This is a genomic window from Streptomyces sp. NPDC048644 (genome assembly GCF_043199105.1).
Taxonomy (GTDB): Bacteria; Actinomycetota; Actinomycetes; order Streptomycetales; family Streptomycetaceae; genus Streptomyces.
The window spans coordinates 191,420-209,895 of sequence record NZ_JBICVO010000014.1; the positions used below are offsets into that span (position 1 = coordinate 191,420).

14 protein-coding genes and 2 pseudogenes are annotated in these 18,476 nt (G+C 72.6%); 10 read left to right on the forward strand and 6 right to left on the reverse strand.

Annotated features, from left to right (window positions below):
- Positions 1-127: 127 nt before the first annotated feature.
- Positions 128-1,402: a GAF domain-containing protein gene (locus ACGFNI_RS27650; RefSeq protein ID WP_393687374.1), complete on the reverse strand. Its 1,275-nt coding sequence runs from the start codon at positions 1,400-1,402 to the stop codon at positions 128-130.
- Positions 1,403-1,691: 289 nt separating this feature from the next.
- Between ACGFNI_RS27650 and ACGFNI_RS27655 the strand changes: the two genes are divergently transcribed.
- Complete coding sequence (locus ACGFNI_RS27655; protein WP_393687375.1) at positions 1,692-2,108, forward strand: hypothetical protein; 417 nt, start codon at positions 1,692-1,694, stop codon at positions 2,106-2,108.
- A gap of 185 nt (positions 2,109-2,293) precedes the next feature.
- On the opposite strand, the gene ACGFNI_RS27660 is transcribed toward ACGFNI_RS27655, so the two are convergent.
- Positions 2,294-3,937, reverse strand: coding sequence for an acyl-CoA dehydrogenase family protein (locus tag ACGFNI_RS27660; RefSeq protein ID WP_393687376.1), 1,644 nt, complete (start codon positions 3,935-3,937; stop codon positions 2,294-2,296).
- Between the two features lie 18 nt (positions 3,938-3,955).
- On the opposite strand from ACGFNI_RS27660, the gene ACGFNI_RS27665 reads away from it, so the two are divergent.
- On the forward strand, positions 3,956-5,113 hold the full coding sequence (locus tag ACGFNI_RS27665) for a YihY/virulence factor BrkB family protein (RefSeq protein WP_393687377.1): 1,158 nt from the start codon (positions 3,956-3,958) through the stop codon (positions 5,111-5,113).
- A gap of 76 nt (positions 5,114-5,189) precedes the next feature.
- Here the strand turns inward: ACGFNI_RS27665 and ACGFNI_RS27670 are convergent, their stop codons facing one another.
- Together ACGFNI_RS27670 and ACGFNI_RS27675 are read right to left on the reverse strand one after the other, a co-directional pair.
- The gene (locus tag ACGFNI_RS27670; protein WP_393687394.1) at positions 5,190-6,206 is read right to left on the reverse strand and encodes a PP2C family protein-serine/threonine phosphatase; all 1,017 of its coding nucleotides are present in this window, start codon (positions 6,204-6,206) and stop codon (positions 5,190-5,192) included.
- Positions 6,207-6,523: 317 nt separating this feature from the next.
- Positions 6,524-7,342, reverse strand: coding sequence for a lipase family protein (locus tag ACGFNI_RS27675; protein WP_393687378.1), 819 nt, complete (start codon positions 7,340-7,342; stop codon positions 6,524-6,526).
- A 322-nt stretch (positions 7,343-7,664) separates the two neighbouring features.
- On the opposite strand from ACGFNI_RS27675, the gene ACGFNI_RS27680 reads away from it, so the two are divergent.
- The 7 genes from ACGFNI_RS27680 (at position 7,665) to hutC (ending at position 15,829) form a co-directional block, all read left to right on the forward strand.
- On the forward strand, positions 7,665-8,003 hold the full coding sequence (locus ACGFNI_RS27680; RefSeq protein WP_393687395.1) for a hypothetical protein: 339 nt from the start codon (positions 7,665-7,667) through the stop codon (positions 8,001-8,003).
- 113 nt (positions 8,004-8,116) lie between these two features.
- Positions 8,117-8,737, forward strand: a complete 621-nt coding sequence (locus ACGFNI_RS27685) for a 2Fe-2S iron-sulfur cluster-binding protein (RefSeq protein ID WP_393687379.1) — start codon at positions 8,117-8,119, stop codon at positions 8,735-8,737.
- A complete protein-coding gene (locus tag ACGFNI_RS27690) occupies positions 8,734-9,723 on the forward strand; it encodes an FAD binding domain-containing protein (protein ID WP_393687380.1) in 990 nt (329 codons plus the stop codon). The genes ACGFNI_RS27685 and ACGFNI_RS27690 overlap by 4 nt, the downstream gene beginning before the upstream one ends.
- Before the next feature lie 105 nt (positions 9,724-9,828).
- Complete coding sequence (locus ACGFNI_RS27695) at positions 9,829-11,952, forward strand: xanthine dehydrogenase family protein molybdopterin-binding subunit (RefSeq protein ID WP_393687381.1); 2,124 nt, start codon at positions 9,829-9,831, stop codon at positions 11,950-11,952.
- A 137-nt stretch (positions 11,953-12,089) separates the two neighbouring features.
- Entirely contained in the window at positions 12,090-12,614 is a 525-nt protein-coding gene (locus ACGFNI_RS27700; protein WP_393687382.1) for an ATP-binding protein, read from the forward strand.
- Between the two features lie 220 nt (positions 12,615-12,834).
- Positions 12,835-14,886 carry a phosphocholine-specific phospholipase C gene (locus ACGFNI_RS27705; RefSeq protein ID WP_393687383.1) on the forward strand — a complete coding sequence of 684 codons (2,052 nt, stop codon included), beginning with the start codon at positions 12,835-12,837 and terminating at the stop codon, positions 14,884-14,886.
- Positions 14,887-15,037: 151 nt separating this feature from the next.
- Positions 15,038-15,829 carry a histidine utilization repressor gene (hutC, locus tag ACGFNI_RS27710; protein ID WP_393687384.1) on the forward strand — a complete coding sequence of 264 codons (792 nt, stop codon included), beginning with the start codon at positions 15,038-15,040 and terminating at the stop codon, positions 15,827-15,829.
- Between the two features lie 192 nt (positions 15,830-16,021).
- Here hutC and ACGFNI_RS27715 read toward each other — a convergent pair.
- Positions 16,022-16,150 (reverse strand): annotated as a pseudogene (locus tag ACGFNI_RS27715) (hypothetical protein); the annotation flags it as partial.
- Between the two features lie 151 nt (positions 16,151-16,301).
- Between ACGFNI_RS27715 and ACGFNI_RS27720 the strand changes: the two are divergent.
- Positions 16,302-17,720 (forward strand): amino acid permease, encoded by a 1,419-nt coding sequence (locus tag ACGFNI_RS27720; RefSeq protein WP_393687385.1) that lies wholly within the window; start codon positions 16,302-16,304, stop codon positions 17,718-17,720.
- A 166-nt stretch (positions 17,721-17,886) separates the two neighbouring features.
- Here ACGFNI_RS27720 and ACGFNI_RS27725 read toward each other — a convergent pair.
- A pseudogene (locus ACGFNI_RS27725) lies at positions 17,887-18,476 on the reverse strand (urocanate hydratase); the annotation flags it as partial.

The following is an 18,476-nucleotide window of genomic DNA, read 5'->3' on the forward strand; positions in this document are numbered from 1 at the left end:
CAAGTGGCGGGCAACGGGCGGGAGTTGACGGGAGCCCGGGGTCCGGGACGGACCGCCCCTTCACCGGCCACCACATCCCGGGACGATTGTCCACGTACTGATACGGCACGCCGCCTGCCCTTCCCCCTCACCCCCGCCGGGCCGCCGCCACCGCCGGTGCCGAGGAATGGGGCAGCAGATGCACGGACAGCGGCGGTGTCCGCAGCTCCAGTTCGACGCCGTCCGCGAAGCGGTACGGGCGGTGCGCCAGCACCCCGGGGAGGTGGCGGCGCAGCCGGGACAGCTCGGCGCGGACGGTGACCGTACGGCCGCCGTCGCCGAACAGGTCCTGGGCCAGTTCGGCGGCGCTGCGCCCTTCGGGGTGCGCGGCCAGCAGGAACAGCAGCTCGGCGTGGCGCGGGCTCAGCGCGTGCGTCCAGGCGCCGGCCGGCCCGCTGACCGTGATCGCGGCGCCGTCGCGGCCACTGACGTCGAGCAGCACCCGGCTCGGCTCCGGGGCCTGCTCCTTGCCGACGCGGATCAGCCAGCCGCCCGGCAGCGGCTCCAGCGTGCAGTTGCCGTACCGGGGCAGCCACAGCGGCCCGGCCTGCGGGGACTTGGGCAGCGCCACCCGGTCGGGCGGCGGCATTCCGACGGCCCCCGCGGTCCAGCCGTGCGGGTCGACGGCGAGGGCCAGGCCGCCGATCCGGGCGAGGACGGGAGCCGCGCTCGACCGCAGCCGTTCGACCGCCGCGTGGTGCCGGGAGCGCAGCTCGCCCTCGGCGAGCCCGGCCACGGCGGAGACCAGCGACAGAGTCGTGGGGTGGAAGGTGTGGGCGGGGCCGCTGACGTCGACGGTGCCAAGGAGTCGCCCGTCGCGCGGGTCGTGCAGCGGGGCGGCGGCGCAGGTCCACTGGTGGTGGGAGCGGACGAAGTGTTCGGCGCTGTGCACCAGGATCGGGCGCCTGGCCACCAGCGCGGTGCCGATCGCGTTGGTGCCGACGACGTCCTCCGTCCAGGCGGCGCCCTTGTCGAAGCCGTGCCGGTCGGCCATCCGGCGGATCGGCGCGCAGCCCTCCCGCCACAGGACCAGTCCTTCGGCGTCGGTGACCACCATGATCTGCTGCGCCGCGTCGGCGGCGGGCAGCAGCGCGTCGTTGAGCACCGGAAGCACCGCCGCCAGCCGGGATTCCTGTCTGCGCTGCTCCAACTCGCCTACCGAGAGCGGGCGTTCGCGGCGGTCGTGATCCGGGTCGACGCCGGAGCCGAGCACCCGGCGCCAGGAGTCGCCGATGACGGCCCGGGGCGCCTCGGGTGCCGCGCCGCCCGAAAGCGCGGCCTCGCGGGCCGAGGCGAGGCGGTGTGCGGTGGCGCGGATGTCCTGGGCCGACCTTATGGCGCTGCCGATCGGGCTGTCGTTCAAGCTGCTCTCCGTTGTGCCGTCTCCCCGGGTCCGGCCATGGTGCCGTCACCCGGCCCGGACGGATGCACCATTGCACCGCCCGACTGCAACGAAGTGCAACCGTTGTGGCCCATGACGTGCACGGGGAACGTGTTCCGGGCGGCCGTCGACGCCCCGCCCCCCCCGGGGAACCCGGGCCGGTCGCCGCCGGGAACACCGGCGGTCCTGAGCGGTACGGCGCGCCCCCTGACGTCCCGGTGATCACAACCGCCGGATGCCCCATCCGCACGGTGCGGGAGGAGAGTTCACCATGGTGGCCACGGCTCCGCGTGTCGTGGTGATCGCAGCGGACGACGGGCAGCGCGCCGCGCGGGCCGTCCGGATCGCGGCGCACTACGGAGTACCGAGGCTCACCGCGGCCGACGTCCTGGCCGATCACCGGCGGCTGCCCGACGAAGGCTACGTATTCGACGGCGCACCGCAGTTGCTCGACCGGGTGGCAGGCGCAGGCCCGCTGCTCCCGGTGTTCGCCCGCGCGGATCTCGTCGTGTACCTGCGGGTGCGGGACGGCGGCGGTACGGACGACGCCTACCGGGTCATCCGCTACTACGAGGCGCGCGGGGTGCTGGCCGGCTTCCGGCCGGACGCCCCGGACGACGACGTCGTCGTGGCGGTCGAGGCGGCGCTGCGCGCACGTCCCGACGAGGGGCCGCCGCGGCTGCCCTGACAGCCCGTGTCCGAACTCCAGGTCGCCCGGCCGGAGCTCGGGCACCGGCCCCTGAGACCGGGAGCGGTGCCGGGTCGGCGCGGCACCGCTCCTGAACGGCGCGGCGGCGGCCCCGTCCCGTCCGTGCCGTCGGACGGCCGGAAGGGACGGGAGCCGCCGCGCCGGTGATCCGCCCCGGCCCGCCGTCAGTCCGCGGCGACCGGACGGGCCCGGTCCACGATCGCGGCCGTCCCGAGCGTGTGCGGCAGCGTCCCGAACGCCGCGCCCGCGTCGCCGCCGAGCCGGGTGGCGCAGAACGCGTCGGCGACCTCGGGCGGCGCGTACCGCACCAGCAGCGAGCCCTGCAACACCAACGCCATCCGCTCCGTCAGCCGCCGCGCCCGCGCCTCGATGGCCTCCAGATCGGCCAGTTCGGTGAGCAGGCCGTGGACCGCGCGGTCGAGCCGGTGATCGGCGCCGCGGGTCGTGCCGATCTCCGTCAGGAAGGCGTCCAGGGCCGCGGGCCCGGCGCGCAGCGCCCGCAGCACGTCCAGCGCCTGGATGTTGCCCGAGCCCTCCCAGATCGAGTGCAGCGGCGCCTCGCGCAGCAGCCTGGGCATGCCCGAATCCTCGACGTAGCCGTTGCCGCCCAGGCACTCCAGCGCCTCGACCGCCACCGGCGTGCACCGCTTGGTCACCCAGTACTTGGCGGCCGGCACCGCGAGCCGCAGGAAGTCGCGGTCCGCAGCGCCGCCGCCGTCGTACGCGGCGGCCAGCCGCAGCGCCAGCGTCGTCGCCGCCTCCGACTCCAGCGCCAGATCGGCCAGGACGTTGCGCATCAGCGGCGCATCGGCCAACGGGCCGCCGAACGCCGCCCGGTGGGTCGCGTGGTGCACCGCCTGCGCCACCGCCTGACGCATCAGGGAAGCCGCTCCGGTGACGCAGTCCAGCCGGGTCGCCGCCACCATCTCCAGGATCGTCGCGAGGCCGCGGCCCTCGTCGCCGACCCGCTGCGCCCAGGTCGTCCCGTCGAACTCGACCTCCGCCGAGGCATTGGAGCGGTTGCCGAGCTTGTCCTTGAGCCGCTGGATGCGGAAGGCGTTGCGGCTGCCGTCCGGCAGCACCCGCGGGAGCAGGAAGCAGGTGAGCCCGCCAGGCGCCCGCGCCAGCACCAGGAACGCGTCCGACATCGGCGCCGAACAGAACCACTTGTGGCCGGTCAGGACGTACGCGCCCGGCGCGGCCAGCGGTTCGGCGCGGGTGGTGCACGACCGTACGTCGCTGCCGCCCTGCTTCTCCGTCATCGCCATCCCGGCGAGCGCGCCCGGCTTCTCCGCGACGGGCCGCAGCTCAGGGTCGTACACCCGGGAGGTCAGCAGCGGCTCCCAGACCGCCGCGAGGGCGGGGTCGGTGCGCAGGGCGGGCACCGCGGCGTGGGTCATCGACAGCGGGCAGCCGTGGCCGGCGTCGGTCTGGCTCCAGACGAGGAAGCCCGCGGTGCGCCGGACGTGCCCGTCGGGGCGTGACCAGGCGTCGGTGAGCCCGGCGGTGACGGCGTGGCCGAGCAGTCGGTGCCAGGCCGGGTGGAAGTCGACCTCGTCGATGCGGTGGCCGTAGCGGTCGTGGGTGCGCAGGGTGGGCGGCGAGGCGTTGGCCTGCTCGCCCCAGCGCTGGGCCTGGGCGGACCCCGCGGCCGTTCCCAGGGTGGTCAGCTCCTGACGCACCTCGTCGATACGGGCGGGGGAGACGTACCGCTCGACGCCTTCGGTGAGGGCCTGGTCCGCGCCGAATACGTCGTACCCGGTCAGCGGCGGGGGCTGGTTGGTGACCGTGTGAGTCGTTGCTGCCATGCCGGATACGGTAAGGAGGTGCAGCCGGAGAACGAACCGACCGAGCGGCCCGCGGGCCGTCTGACCAGGGCCAGGGTCCTCTATCGCAACGTCTCCAAACGCCGGCTCGGCTGGCTGCTCGTCAAGGACATCGTGCACTCCTGCATGGAGTACCGGGTCACCGGTCTGGCCGCCGAGGCCGCGTTCTTCTGCCTGCTGTCGCTGCCGCCGCTGCTGCTCGGACTCATCGGGCTGCTCGGCTACATGGAGCCCTGGATAGGCCACGACACCATCGTCAGCATCCGGGACAACATCCTCACCGCGTCCGGCACGGTGCTCTCCGGGCAGGGTGTGGACGAGATCGCCCGCCCGCTCCTCGACGACGTGTTCACCGGCCGCCGCCCCGACGTCATCTCGCTCGGCTTCGCCATCGCCCTGTGGTCGGGCTCCCGCGCGCTGAACGTCTTCGTCGACACCATCACGATCATGTACGGCCTCGACGGCAGGCGCGGCATCGTCAGGACCAGGCTGCTGGCGTTCGCGCTCTACCTGGCCGCGCTGGTCGTCGGCGCCGTCGCGCTGCCGCTGATGGTGGTGGGGCCCGACACCCTGGTGAGCTGGCTGCCGGCCGGTGCGGACGTCATCAGGGCGCTGTACTGGCCGGTGGTGCTGATCCTGTCGGTCGCCTTCCTCACCACGCTCTACCACGCGTCGGTGCCGGTGCGTTCGCCCTGGCCCGAGGACATTCCGGGCGCGGTGGTCGCCCTCGCGATGTGGGTGCTCGGCAGTCTGCTGCTGCGGATCTACCTGACCGCGACGGTGGAGGGGCCCACCATCTACGGGTCGCTGGCCGCGCCGGTCGCGGTCCTCCTGTGGATCGGGGTGTCCGCGTTCGCGGTGCTCGTCGGCGCCGCGATGAACGCCGCGCTGGACCGGGTGTGGCCGTCGGTGGCGACGGCGGCGGCACGGGCGGAGAAGGAGCGGCTGGCGGCGCAGGCCGCAGCACCGGCCGATGCGGACGGCGCCGCGGACACCGATGGCGGGACCGCCGACGACGACGGTGACGACGATGAGGACGACGGCGCCGATGACGACGAAGGGCCGCCGCCCGCGGAGTACCCCGAGCGCTGGGCCCGCTTCCTGCCGCCGGATGACGTGCACGCAAGGCTCCGCCGCCGGCGCGGGCACCGGCGCTGACCGACGGCCCGTCCCGCTGCCCGTCCCCGCGGGCGGGTACCCCACGGCGGCACACCGGCCGCCCGGGAAGCGAGCCTCAGCGCTCCTCGCCGTGCGGCTCCCGGAAGCGGACCAGCAGCATCGCCGCGTCGTCGTGCAGCGGTCCCTCGGCATGCTCGACGACGTCCTCGCGCACCGCCTGCAACGCGGCCTCCGGATCGGGGTCCTTGAGCAGATCGGCGCGTTCGTCGAGCGGATAGAAGCGGCCGGCGCCGTCCCGCGCCTCGGTGACCCCGTCGGTGTAGAAGAGCAGCTGGTCGCCGGCGGCGAACGGCACCTCGTACGGCTGCGGCGCGTCGGCGCCGTGCAGGGACAGGCCGAGCGGCAGGGCACGCTCGGGCGGCTCGGCGTAGCCGACCGAGCCGGTGGGGCGGACCACCAGCGGCGCCGGATGCCCGAAGTTCAGCAGCGTCGCGCGCGGCCCTTCGCCGATCTCGGCGAGCACCGCGGTCACGAACCGCTCGCCGCTCAGGTGCCGGTTCAACGCCCGCTCCACCCGCTCGCCGACGGCCATCAGATCCGCCTCGTCGTACGCCGCCTCGCGGAACGCGCCCAGCACCACCGCCGCGCTCTCCACCGCCTCAAGTCCCTTGCCCTGCACGTCCCCGACGATGACCCGCACCCCGCCCGGCGCGTTCACCACCTCGTACAGGTCGCCGCCGATCCGGGCCTCCGCCACCGCCGATGTGTACGACACCGCGATCCGCAGCGGCCCCGCCCCGCGCGGCACCGGCCGCAGCAGCACCCGCTGGGCGACCTCGGCGATCGACCGGACGCTGGCCAGCTCCGCCTCGCGGCGCTGGCGCATCACCGCGGCGACCAGCCCGGCGGCCGTGACCCCCGCGACCGAGAGCAGTGCGGTCAGCCCGCGCCTGTTGTCGAAGAGACCGTCGTACATTCCCAGGCCGAGACAGAGCACGAGCGCGGTCAGGCCCACCACGGCGGTCCGCCGCCAGCCGCCGACCAGCCCGGCGAACGCGGGCCCGAGCGACACCAGCGGCAGGAAGCCGACACCGGAACCCGCGGTCACGTCCACCGTGGTGACCACGGCCATGACCGCGTAGGGGAGAGCGCACAGCACACGGGAACTGATGCGCTGCCTCCTGTTCTCCACGGCCAAGGTGTACTCCGTCGTTCGGGTGGCTGATGCGGGCGGGCGCGGGCCGTCGGCGCTGCCCGGAAGCGGCCCGGCGGCCTGAGCATATGCAACATTTCTGTGGGGGAATTACCTCGAATGCGCCCCCGTTACCGAATCGCAGCAGGCCACGGCCCGGGTCTGGTCCGGCCGGGGCACCGGTGGCCGACGGGGCACACGGGAAGTGTTCGCGCCCGGCCGGTGGCGGGGGCGCACCGGCCGGGCGCCCGCGCGGTTCAGTTCCGGTTCTTCTCCAGCGCCTCGATGTAGCGGTCCATCAGGTGATCGCGCACGCCGTCGGACGCCGGTGCGAACGCGTCGGCTGTGAGGCCACGGGCGCGGTCGAGGAGGCCGCCGAGCGCCGGCACGGTGTCGCGCAGCGTGCCGTCGGAGTCGATGTAGCGCAGCGCCTTGACGTGGTGGAACACCGGCTCGGGTGGCAGCTGGGGGACGATGTCGTTGTTGTTCACGAAGCGGTACATGCGCCGGGTGAAGACCTTGTCGAACGCTCCGGCCAGCAACCGGTCGCAGGTCCGCGGCTGGCCGAAGGTGTAGACGCCGTCGGCCGTCAGGCGCGGCTCCTCGAAGTGCAGCCGTGCCCCCGCGAGCATCGCCAGCGCCCCGCCGAGACTGTGCCCCGTGAACCACACCGTCTGCGCGTGGTCACGGAACTCCTGGACGGCGCCCAGGATGTGGGACCACGCCGCGTCCAGCGCCTCGGCGAAGCCGTAGTGCGAGAACCCCGTGCCGCCGGGGCCCGGCCGCGGCGGGGTGGTCGCGTCGGACAGCCAGTCGCGCAGCTGGACCGGTTCGGTGCCCCGGAAGGCAGTGACGATCATGTCGTCGTCGGCCATGGTGTACGCCTGGGTGTCCGTCAGGGGGAACGGCGGCTGAAAGGCCGTCACATGGTGGCGGACCCGGTCGAACCCCCAGTCGCGTGCGGTGGATTCGATGGTGCTCTCGTCCTGGTAGGCGAGCTGGGCCGCGCGGGCCAGGCACAGCGCGCGGTCGACGCTGTACTCGGCGCTGCGGCGGTCGGTGATGAAGGTGGTCACGTGGGTCTCTCCTGACGGCGTGGGGGTGGGGCGAAGCGCTACCGTGTGATTACGCAGCGCTTGCTGTGACTACACAGAGTAACAATAGTGTGGTGTGCGGCCCGCCGGGCAGCCGTCAAACCACTCGTACGTGCCACGCGGACCGATCCGGGCCTCCGGTCGCACGCGCCCGTCGGCCGGGTGAGCCTGGACCTGTCGGCTCCTAGAGGAAGGCCCCACAGTGAACAGCGCGCAGCACGCGAACCAGCCGGGACAGCCCGGACCGGTCAGGGGGAAGGAACAGGCGACGCCGCCCGAACCGGCGTACCACCCGGAGGCCGAGGTGGTCGTCGAGCTCACCGAATGTGCGACGGAGGACGCCCACAGCGTCTTCAGCGCGCTGCGCACCACCTTCGTGTGCGACCGTGCGCCCGACGACGTGCCCAAGCCCGTGGCCGGAGCCGGGCCGACCGTGTGGACCGCGACCTTCGACGTGACCGACCTGCGGGGCACGGCCGAGCCGCGACGGCTGACCGAGCCCGTGACCGTCAGCCTCCAGGGCGGCTACTGGGCGGTGGCCAGGCTCCGCGAGAGCCTGACACCGGCCTTCGCCGTCCGGGTGGTCGGCACCGCGGCGGGCGACCAGGAGCAGGAGGTCCAGCTCCTGCTGGAGAACCGCTGAAACGGTCCAGGCAACCCGCCCGGGTGCCCCCGCGATGCGCCGTCCGCCGACGAGCGCGGGCCGCGGACTCCTGGTAGGCAGGAGGCAACTTCCCTGTCCCGAAAGGCGAGCGCGTGGAGCCCACCGCACCTCCCCAGGACGCCGCAGGACCGCCGCCGGGCGACGGGGCCTCCGCCCTGGTCCTGCACGTCAACGGCACAGCGCACCGGATGACCCTGGATCACCGCACCACGGTCCTCGACGCGCTCCGCGAACAGCTCGGCCTCACCGGCGCCAAGAAGGGCTGCGACCACGGCCAGTGCGGCGCCTGCACCGTGCTCGTCGACGGCCGGCGCGCCAACAGCTGCCTCCTCCTGGCCGTGGCCCAGACCGGCCGGGCCCTCACCACCGTCGAAGGTCTCGCCGACGGCGACCTGCTGCACCCGCTCCAGGAGAGCTTCCTGGACCGCGACGCCCTGCAGTGCGGCTACTGCACCCCGGGCCAGATCTGCTCGGCCGCCGGCGTACTCGGCGAGGCGGCGGACGGCTTCCCCTCGCACGTCACGCCGTACACGGCCGTATCGGGCGCCCCGGTGGAGCTGACCGCCGACGAGATCCGGGAGCGGATGAGCGGCAACCTGTGCCGGTGCGGTGCCTACCCCCGGATCGTCGAGGCGGTCGGGGACGTGGCAGCCCACGACGGGCGGGCCGCCGCAGGACCCGTCGCCCCCGCCGGCCAGGAGGTGGCCTCATGAAACCGTTCGGCTATCTGCGGCCGGCCACCGTCGCCGAGGCCGTCCAGGCCAGGGCCGCGCACCCCGGCGCCCAGTTCCTCGGCGGCGGCACCAACATCATTGACCTCATGAAGCTCGGCGTGACCGCCCCCGACCTGCTCATCGACGTCAGCCGGCTGCCGCTCGACCGGATCGAGGAACTGCCCGACGGCGGCCTGCGCATCGGCGCCGCCGTCCGCAACAGCGACCTCGCCGCCGCCCCCATCGTCCGCGACCGCTACCCGGTGCTCTCCCAGGCCCTGCTGGCCGGCGCATCGGGGCAGCTGCGCAACACCGCGACCACCGGCGGCAACCTGCTGCAGCGGACCCGCTGCGGCTACTTCCAGGACACCTCGAAACCCTGCAACAAGCGGGAGCCCGGCACCGGTTGCCCGGCCCGCGAGGGCGCCCACCGCGACCTGGCGGTACTCGGGTACTCCGCACACTGCGTCGCCACCCACCCGTCCGACATGGCCGTGGCGCTCGCCGCCCTCGACGCCACCGTCGATCTGCAAGGCCCTGACGGCGAACGGACCGTCCCGGCCGCCGCCTTCCACCGGCTGCCGGACGAGAACCCCGAACGGGACACCGTCATCGCACCCGGCGAAATGATCACAGCGGTGCAGCTGCCACCGCCACCGGCCGAGGCGCACTCCCTCTACCGCAAGGCCCGCGACCGCGCCTCGTTCGCCTTCGCGCTGGTCTCCGTCGCCGCCCAACTCGACGTCCGCGACGGCATGGTGCGGCACGCGGCGCTGGCCTACGGCGGCCTCGCGCACCGGCCCTGGCGCGCCACCGCGGCCGAAGAGGTGCTGCGCGGCGCCCCGGCCACCGCCGACACCTTCCGGCGCGCGGCGGACGCCGAACTCGCCGCCGCCAGGCCGCTGCGCGACAACGGCTTCAAGGTCACCCTGGCCCGCCGGCTCACCGTCTCCGTCCTGGGCGAACTCGCCGTACGCCGCCGATGACCCGCCGCCCGCCGGACACCCGGCGACGGCACGCCCCGCCGCCCCGCGCAGCGCACCCGCGGCGGACCACCACCACGACGCAAGGACCACGTGAGGACGCGCGCCATGAGTCACGATCCGCACCCCGCCCCGCCGCGTGCACCCGGCCACGTACTCGGCGCGCCCGTCGTACGCCGCGAAGGCCGCGAGAAGGTCACCGGCAGCGCGCGCTACGCGTTCGAACAGGCCCCGCAGGACTGCGCGTACGCCTGGCCGGTGCCCGCCACCATCGCCCGCGGCCACGTCACCGCGGTGCACACCGCTGACGCCCTCGCGCTCCCCGGAGTGCTGGCCGTGCTGACGTACGAGAACGCGCCGCGGCTCGAACCGCCCGACGACCCGACCCTCGCGGTCCTCCAGGACACCGCGGTCCCGCACCGGGGCTGGTTCGTGGCGCTGGCCGTCGCCGAGACCATCGAAGGCGCCCGCGCCGCGGCCGATGCCGTCCGCGTCGGCTACGAGACGCTCGACCACGACGTCGTGCTGACCGCGGACCACCCGGGGCTCTACATCCCGAAGGAGGCCAACGGCGGGCACGCCGGGGCCCGCGAGCGCGGCGACTTCGACACGGCGTACGCGGGTGCGCTGATCACCGTCGACGCGACCTACCGCCTGACCCCGCTGCACAACCACCCCATGGAGCCGCACGCCTCCACCGCCTGGTGGACCGAAGGACGGCTGACCGTCCGCGACTCCAGCCAGGGCTCCACCCCGGTACGCAACGATCTCGCCGCCGCGTTCGGCCTGCCGCGGCACGCGGTCACCGTCATCTCCGAGCACGTCGGCGGCGGCTTCGGGTCCAAGGGCACCGCGCGGCCCCAGGTGGTGCTCGCTGCGATGGCCGCCCGGCACACCGGCCGCCCCGTCAAACTGGCCCTGCCCCGGCGCCAGATGGCCGCCGTCGTCGGCCACCGCGCGCCGACCATCCAGCGGGTGCGGCTGGGCGCCGGCGCCGACGGCGTCATCACCGCCCTCGCGCACGAGGTGACGACCTCCACCTCCACCATCAAGGAGTTCGTCGAGCAGGCCGCCGTACCCGCCCGCACCATGTACACCTCGCCCAACAGCCGCACCGTGCACCACGTCGTGGCCCTGGACGTGCCCAGCCCCTCCTGGATGCGCGCACCGGGCGAGGCCCCCGGCATGTACGCGCTGGAGTCGGCGATCGACGAACTCGCCGTCCTCCTGGACATCGACCCGGTGGACCTGCGGCTGCGCAACGAACCCGGCACCGAGCCCGACACCGGCCGCCCGTTCAGCAGCCGCGGCCTGGCCCGCTGCCTGCGGGAGGGCGCCGACCGCTTCGGCTGGCGCCCCCGCGACCCGCGCCCCGGAGTCAGACACGAGGGCGACCTGCTCATCGGCACCGGCGTCGCCGCGGCCACCTACCCCGTGCTGATCATGCCGTCCAGCGCACAGGCGCACGCCGCGGCCGACGGCAGCTTCCACATCCGCCTCAACGCCACCGACATCGGCACCGGCGCCCGCACCGTGCTCGCCCAGATCGCCGCCGCGGCACTCGACGTGCCCGAGGAACGGGTGCACCTCGCGATCGGCCGCAGCGACCTGCCGGACGCCTCCCTGGCCGGCGGCTCGTCGGGCACCGCGTCCTGGGGCTGGGCGGTCCACAAGGCGTGCGCGGCGCTGGGGGAGCGGCTGCGGGAGCACGAAGGGCCGCTGCCCGCAGAGGGGCTGACCGCCGACGCCGACACCGGCGACGAGGTCGCCGCCGGATCGCCCTACGCACGCCACGCGTTCGGCGCGCAGTTCGCCGAGGTGCAGGTCGACACCGTCACCGGCGAGGTACGCGTCCGCCGGATGCTGGGCATGTACGCGGCCGGCCGGATCCTCAACTCCCGTACCGCACGCAGCCAGTTCATCGGCGGCATGACGATGGGCATCGGCATGGCGCTGACCGAAGCCAGCACCGTCGACCCGGTCTTCGGCGACTTCGCCGAGTGCGACCTGGCCTCCTACCACGTACCGTCCTGCGCCGACGTCCGCGCGATCGAGGCGCACTGGCTCGACGAGGAGGACCGGCACCTCAACCCCATGGGCAGCAAGGGCATCGGCGAGATCGGCATCGTCGGCGCCGCCGCGGCCATCGCCAACGCGGTACGGCACGCCACCGGCGTGCGGCTGCGCGACCTGCCGCTCACACCGGACGCGCTCCTGCCGCACCTGCCCTGACACCGGATCTGTTGCGCGTGCCGCCCGGTGGGGTGACGATGGTTTTCACTCGTAAGTGACCACTGCTCACTCTTCGTGTCGGTCGTCGGGGAACAACGCGGTGCAGCGGGTGAGCCTCGCGGTGAGGAGCCACGACCATGACCCTGTCCAGCAACCGGCGCTATACGGTCGAACTGCCCGCTTCGGCGGAGCGGGTGCCGCAGATCCGGCGCATCGTGGCCGCGCATCTGCGCCACTGGCACCTGGAGGCGCAGGTCCCGGCCGTCTGCCGCGGGGTGGCGGAGCTGCTGACCAACGTCCACCGGCATGTCGGCCCCGACGCCGTCTGCGTGGTCGAGGTCCGCTGGAGCGGCCGGCACCTGACCGTCTCGGTCACCGACCGCGGCCCCCGGATGCCGCGGCTGCGCGGCGTGGGCGACGGTGGCCTCGCCATGGTCGCCGCCCTCAGTGACAGCTGGGGCACCTGCGGCACCGCCGACGGCAAGGTCGTGTGGTTCACCCGCCGGGTGGCCGCGGCCCGCCGGACGCGGCTGTCCGCACGGCCGCCGCTGCGCAGCGTGCCGGACGCGAAGCCGCGGCCGGGCGCCGAGGTGCCGGAGCCCGGATCCCGGCCCGGTGACAGCGGGTCAGGGGCCAGGCCCGACGAGGCGTTGCTGGTCTGACACCGGCCACCACGGAGCAAGCGAGGCGCCCGCCCCGACGGCGGGCGCCTCGCCGTCGTCCGCGCCGTCCCGGCTGTTCCCGGCGCGGCCCCGCACCGGTCACTCCCGCGCCACCACCCCTTCCCCGGCACTCGGTCCTCTTGGAAGACTCTGCTGACTCCTGTCCCCGACCCGCACGTCCATGTCAGCTCACCCCCCACCCCAAGAGGTTCCCGGACTCATGCCTGAACTCAACCGGCGCCGCTTTCTCCAGATCGCCGGCGCCACCGCGGGCTTCGCCGCCCTGTCGCAGAGCATCGCCCGCGCCGCTGCCATCCCCGCCACCCGCAACTCCGGCTCCATCAAGGACGTCGAGCACATCGTCGTGCTGATGCAGGAAAACCGCTCGTTCGACCACTACTTCGGCTCCCTCAAGGGCGTACGCGGCTTCGGTGACCCGCGCCCGATGGCGCCCTCGGGCAAGCCGGTCTGGCAGCAGTCCGACGGCACCAAGGACGTACTGCCCTACCACCCCGACGCAGAGAACCTCGGCATGCAGTTCATCGAGGGCCTCAACCACGACTGGGCCGGCGGCCACCAGGCATGGCACGACGGCAAATACGACCAGTGGATACCCGCCAAGTCCGCCGGGACGATGGCCTACCTGACCCGCCAGGACATCCCGTTCCACTACGCGCTCGCGGACGCCTTCACCGTCTGCGACGCCTACCACTGCTCGATGATCGGGGCCACCGACCCCAACCGCTACTACCTCTGGTCGGGCCACGCGGGCAACGACGGCAAGGGCGGCGGCCCGGTACTCGGCAACGACGAGGCCGGCTACGACTGGACCACCTACCCCGAACGGCTGGAGCAGGCAGGCGTCTCCTGGAAGATCTACCAGGACACCGGCGACGGCCTGGACGAGCCGGGCGGCTGGGGCTGGATCGACGACGCCTACCGCGGCAACTACGGCGACAACTCCCTGCTCTACTTCAACAAGTACCGCAACGCCAAGGCCGGCGACCCGCTGTACGACAAGGCCCGCACCGGCACCGACGCCAAGAACGGCGACGGCTACTTCGACCACCTCAAGGCCGACGTCAAGGCCGGCAAGCTCCCGCAGATCTCCTGGATCGCCGCCCCCGAAGCGTTCTGCGAACACCCCAACTGGCCTGCCAACTACGGCGCCTGGTACGTCTCCCAGGTCCTGGACGCCCTCACCGCCAACCCCGAGGTGTGGAGCAAGACCGCGCTCTTCCTCACCTACGACGAGAACGACGGCTACTTCGACCACCTCGTCCCGCCCTACCCGCCGGCCTCCGCCGACCGCGGCGCCTCCACCGTCGACACCGCCCTCGACTCCTTCCCCGGCGACGTCCGCTACGCCGCGGGCCCCTACGGCCTCGGGCAGCGCGTGCCGATGCTCGTCGTCTCGCCCTGGAGCACCGGCGGCTACGTCTGCTCCGAGGTCTTCGACCACACCTCCGTCATCCGCTTCATGGAGCGCCGCTTCGGCGTGGCCGAGCCGAACATCTCGCCCTGGCGCCGCGCCATCTGCGGCGACCTCACCTCCGCCTTCGACTTCGGCCTCAAGGACACCGAACCGGCCGCGCTGCCCGACACCGCCGCCTACGAGCCGCCGGACCGCGACCGGCACCCGAGCTATGTGCCCAAGCCGCCCGCACAGCCCGTGCTCCCCAAGCAGGAAGCGGGCTCCCGCCCGGCCCGCCCGCTGCCGTACGCGCCGCTGACGGACGCCTCCCTGACCCCGTCGACCGGGAAGATCACCCTCGCCTTCGGCGGCGGCGATGCGGCGGGCGTCTGCTTCCTGGTCACCGCGGCTGACCGCACGGACGGCCCGTGGACGTACACCACCGAGGCCGGCAAGCAGCTGTCCGACACCTGGAACACCGCCTATTCCAAGGACGGTTACGACCTCACGGTGCACGGCCCGAACGGATTCCTGCGCACTTTCCGCGGCCCGGGGAAGACCGCGGGGCCCGAGGTGACGGCCCGCCACGACGCGGCAGGCGCCGTCGAGCTGACCCTCACCAACGCCGGCGCCGCCGACTGCGTACTGACCGTCGCCGAGAGCTACCGCGGCACCAGCGAGCAGGTCACGGTGCCGGCCGCCGGCCGGGTCACGCACCGGGTGGCGCTGGGCGACGGCGCGCGCTGGTACGACCTGAGCGTCACCGGCGAGGGCGACGGCACGTACCTGCGGCGCTTCGCGGGCCACGTCGAGAACGGCAGCCCCGGGGTCAGCGACCCGGCGATCATCACCGGCTGACGGCAGCGGCGACGGGCGGCGGCCTTCCCGCTCGCCGCCACCGTGGTGCCGGGCGCCTTCGTAGTGCCCGGCACCACACCGGACCAGGGACGGCGTCCGGATCGCCCGGGTCCGGGACGCCATAGAATCGCGGTGCACGCGGCGTGGGCCCGTGGTGCGCGACCACGAGGCGAGGGCGGTGAACGGCGTGGTGGTGGAGGCTGCGGATCTCGCGCGGCGGTATGCGCAGGGCGCGTCGGGCTCGGCCCCCGCGTACCAGCGGGTGAAGGACCTGGTGACCGAGCAGATCATGAGCGGCCGGTGGCGCGAGGGCGACGCACTGCCCTCGGAGAGCCGGTTCGTGGAGGCGCTCGGCCTGTCCCGGATGACGATCAACCGCGCGCTGCGCGAGCTGGCCGCCCAGGGCCTGATCCGCCGGGTGATGGGCGTCGGCAGCTTCGTGGCCCTGCACAAGGGCAGCTCCGCGCTGGTGGAGGTGCACAACATCGCCGACGAGGTGCGCGGGCGCGGGCACCGGTACCATGCCCAGGTGCTGTTCGTCCGCGAGGAGGCGGCGGAGCAGGAGACCGGCGAACGCTTCGGTCTGGGGGAGTGGGCCCGGGTCTTCCACTCCCAGGTGGTGCACTTCGAGGACGAGGTGGCCATCCAGCTGGAGGACCGCTACGTCCATCCGGACTTCGCGCCCGGCTACCTGGAGCAGGACTTCACCCGGCGCACGCCGTTCACGTTCCTGTCCGAAGTGGCGCCGCTGGGCAAGGGCGAGCACGTCGTCGAGGCGGTGCTGCCCTCGTCCGAGGAGTGCGGCATCCTCGGGGTGGCCCCTTCGGAGCCCTGCCTGCTGATCCAGCGGCGTACCTGGTCGGGCGACGCGCTGGTCAGCATCGCGCGGCTGCTGCACCCGGGGTCGCGCTACCGGCTGAAGGGCACGTTCGATTCCCGCTGAACCACCGCGCCGCCGCCGTCGGCCATGGGGCGGTGCAAGGGGGCGCGCGAGCCGTTCGAGCGGCTCGTGACGGAGGTGGGCGGTGCCGATCTCGAAGGCGGCGACGCCGAGGCCGTACGCCTGCTCCTGGGGGAGATACACGACAAAACCGCGATCGATGAGGATCGCCAGGATGCGGTAGGCGGACGAACGTGGGAATCCGAGGTCGCGGGCGAGTGCCGGGGCCCGTACCGGACCGGTGCGGGCGGCGAGGTGCAGGAGAGTGTCCAGCGCCCGCCCGGCGGCGGGTGAGGCACTGGACGCCGGCTCGCGTTCACGCACTGGATCACCTCTTGACGTGCCTGTCTATACAGGAATGTACAGACGCTCTTCCGGTCACGCGAGGGGTGTTACCGACCGGCTCGGCCAGGCCGTCGTACATCCACGCCACACGTCAGGGACGGACGTGCTGTTCCCGAAGGAGGGGCATTCTTTGACCACCGACACAGCGACCTTGCGCAGGGGCCTGCGGTCGCGCCACATACGTTTCATCGCGCTGGGTTCCGCGATCGGCACCGGCCTCTTCTACGGATCGTCCGAGGCGATCCAGGCAGGCGGCCCCGCAGTCCTCCTCGCCTATCTGATCGGTGGAGCCGCCGTCTTCCTCGTCCTGCGCTCGCTCGGCGAAATGGCCGTGCACCACCCCTGCGCGGGTTCGTTCGGTGAATACGCGACGAAACACCTCGGATCGCTCGCCGGATTCACCACCGGCTGGACCTATGCGTTCGAAATGGTCATCGTCTGCATCGCGGACATCACCGCCCTCGGCGTCTACATGGGCTTCTGGTTTCCCGATGTGCCACGCTGGATCTGGCTGCTGGCCGCCATCGCCGTCATCGGCGCCATCAACCTGCTCCACGTCAAGGTATTCGGCGAGCTGGAATTCTGGCTCTCACTGGTGAAGATCGTCGCCATCATCGCGATGATCATCGCCGGTATCGCCATACTCGTCCTGGGCATCAAGGGCGGCGGCGCCCACGTCGGCATCTCCAACCTCTGGAACAACGGCGGCTTCTTCGCCCACGGTGCCCACGGATTCATCATCTCGTTCGCGGTGGTGATGTTCGCCTTCGGTGGCACCGAAATCATCGGAGTCACGGCGGGCGAGGCGGAGAACCCGGAGAAAACCATCCCGGGAGCCGTCAACTCCATTCCGCTGCGCATCGTGCTGTTCTACGTGCTGACGCTCGCCGTCATCATGTCCCTGGAGCCGTGGCAGCACGTCGGGTCCGACGGCAGCCCGTTCGTCCAGATCTTCGTCGGCCTCGGCATCAAATCCGCGGCTGCCGTCCTGAACATCGTCGTCGTGGTCGCCGCCCTGTCCGCGATCAACAGCGACATCTTCGCCGCCGGCCGGATCATGTACGGCATGGCCGAACGCCGCCAGGCACCGTCGATGATGCGCAGGCTCTCCCGCAACGGCGTCCCCACGATGACCGTCGCCATCATGATCGGCGCGCTGCTCCTCGGCGTCCTGCTGAATTACCTGATCCCCGACCGGATCTTCCTCATCATTTCCTCCATCGCCACCTTCGCCACCGTCTGGGTATGGCTGATGATCCTGCTGACGCAGATCAAGGCCCGCCGCGCGATGCCGGCCGAGGAATCCGCCGCACTCGCCTATCCCGCGCCCTTCTGGCCGTACGGACAGATCATCGCGGTGGCCTTCATGGTGGGAATCACGGCCTTGCTGGCATTCTCCGCGAGCACCCGGATCGCCCTGATCGTGGGCGCCGTCTGGCTCGCCCTGCTGGCCGTGGTGCACCTGATCTGGATCCGCCCGCGAAACGCCACCGCACCGGACCCCACAGGAAAATCACCGGCCGATACGGCACCGGCCCCCGCCGAATAGCCACACGAAAGAACTCCGGGCCCCGCGGTACGCATCAGGCGATGCATACCGCGGGGCTTTTGCGCGTCCGGGGAGATCCGCGCGCCGGACGGCCCGGCCGGTCCGGGACACCGCGGCCGTCGGATCACCACGGTTTCGACCACTCCGTACTACGCGGCCACCGGGGTCACACGGCCCCTTCTTCGCGCATGGGGATGCGGACGTGGCGTTCGGTGGCGACGTTCTCGGCGATGTCGTATCCGGCGTCCACGTGACGGATGACGCCCATGCCCGGGTCGTTGGTCAGCACCCGGCGGATCTTCTCGCCCGCCAGCGCCGTCCCGTCCGCCACACACACCTGACCCGCGTGAATCGACCGGCCCATCCCCACACCACCACCGTGATGCAACGACACCCACGACGCACCCGACGCCACATTCACCATCGCATTCAGCAACGGCCAGTCCGCAATCGCATCCGAACCATCCAGCATCGCCTCCGTCTCCCGGTACGGCGACGCCACCGAACCACAATCCAGATGATCCCGCCCGATCGCCAACGGCGCCTGCAACGCACCCGACGCCACCATCTCGTTGAACCGCTCCCCCGCCCGGTCCCGCTCCCCATAACCCAACCAGCAAATCCGCGCCGGCAACCCCTGAAAACGCACCCGCTCCCCCGCCATCCTCAACCACCGGTGCAACGACTCATTCTCAGGAAACAACTCCACAAGCGCCCGGTCCGTCGCCGCGATATCCGACGCCTCACCCGACAACG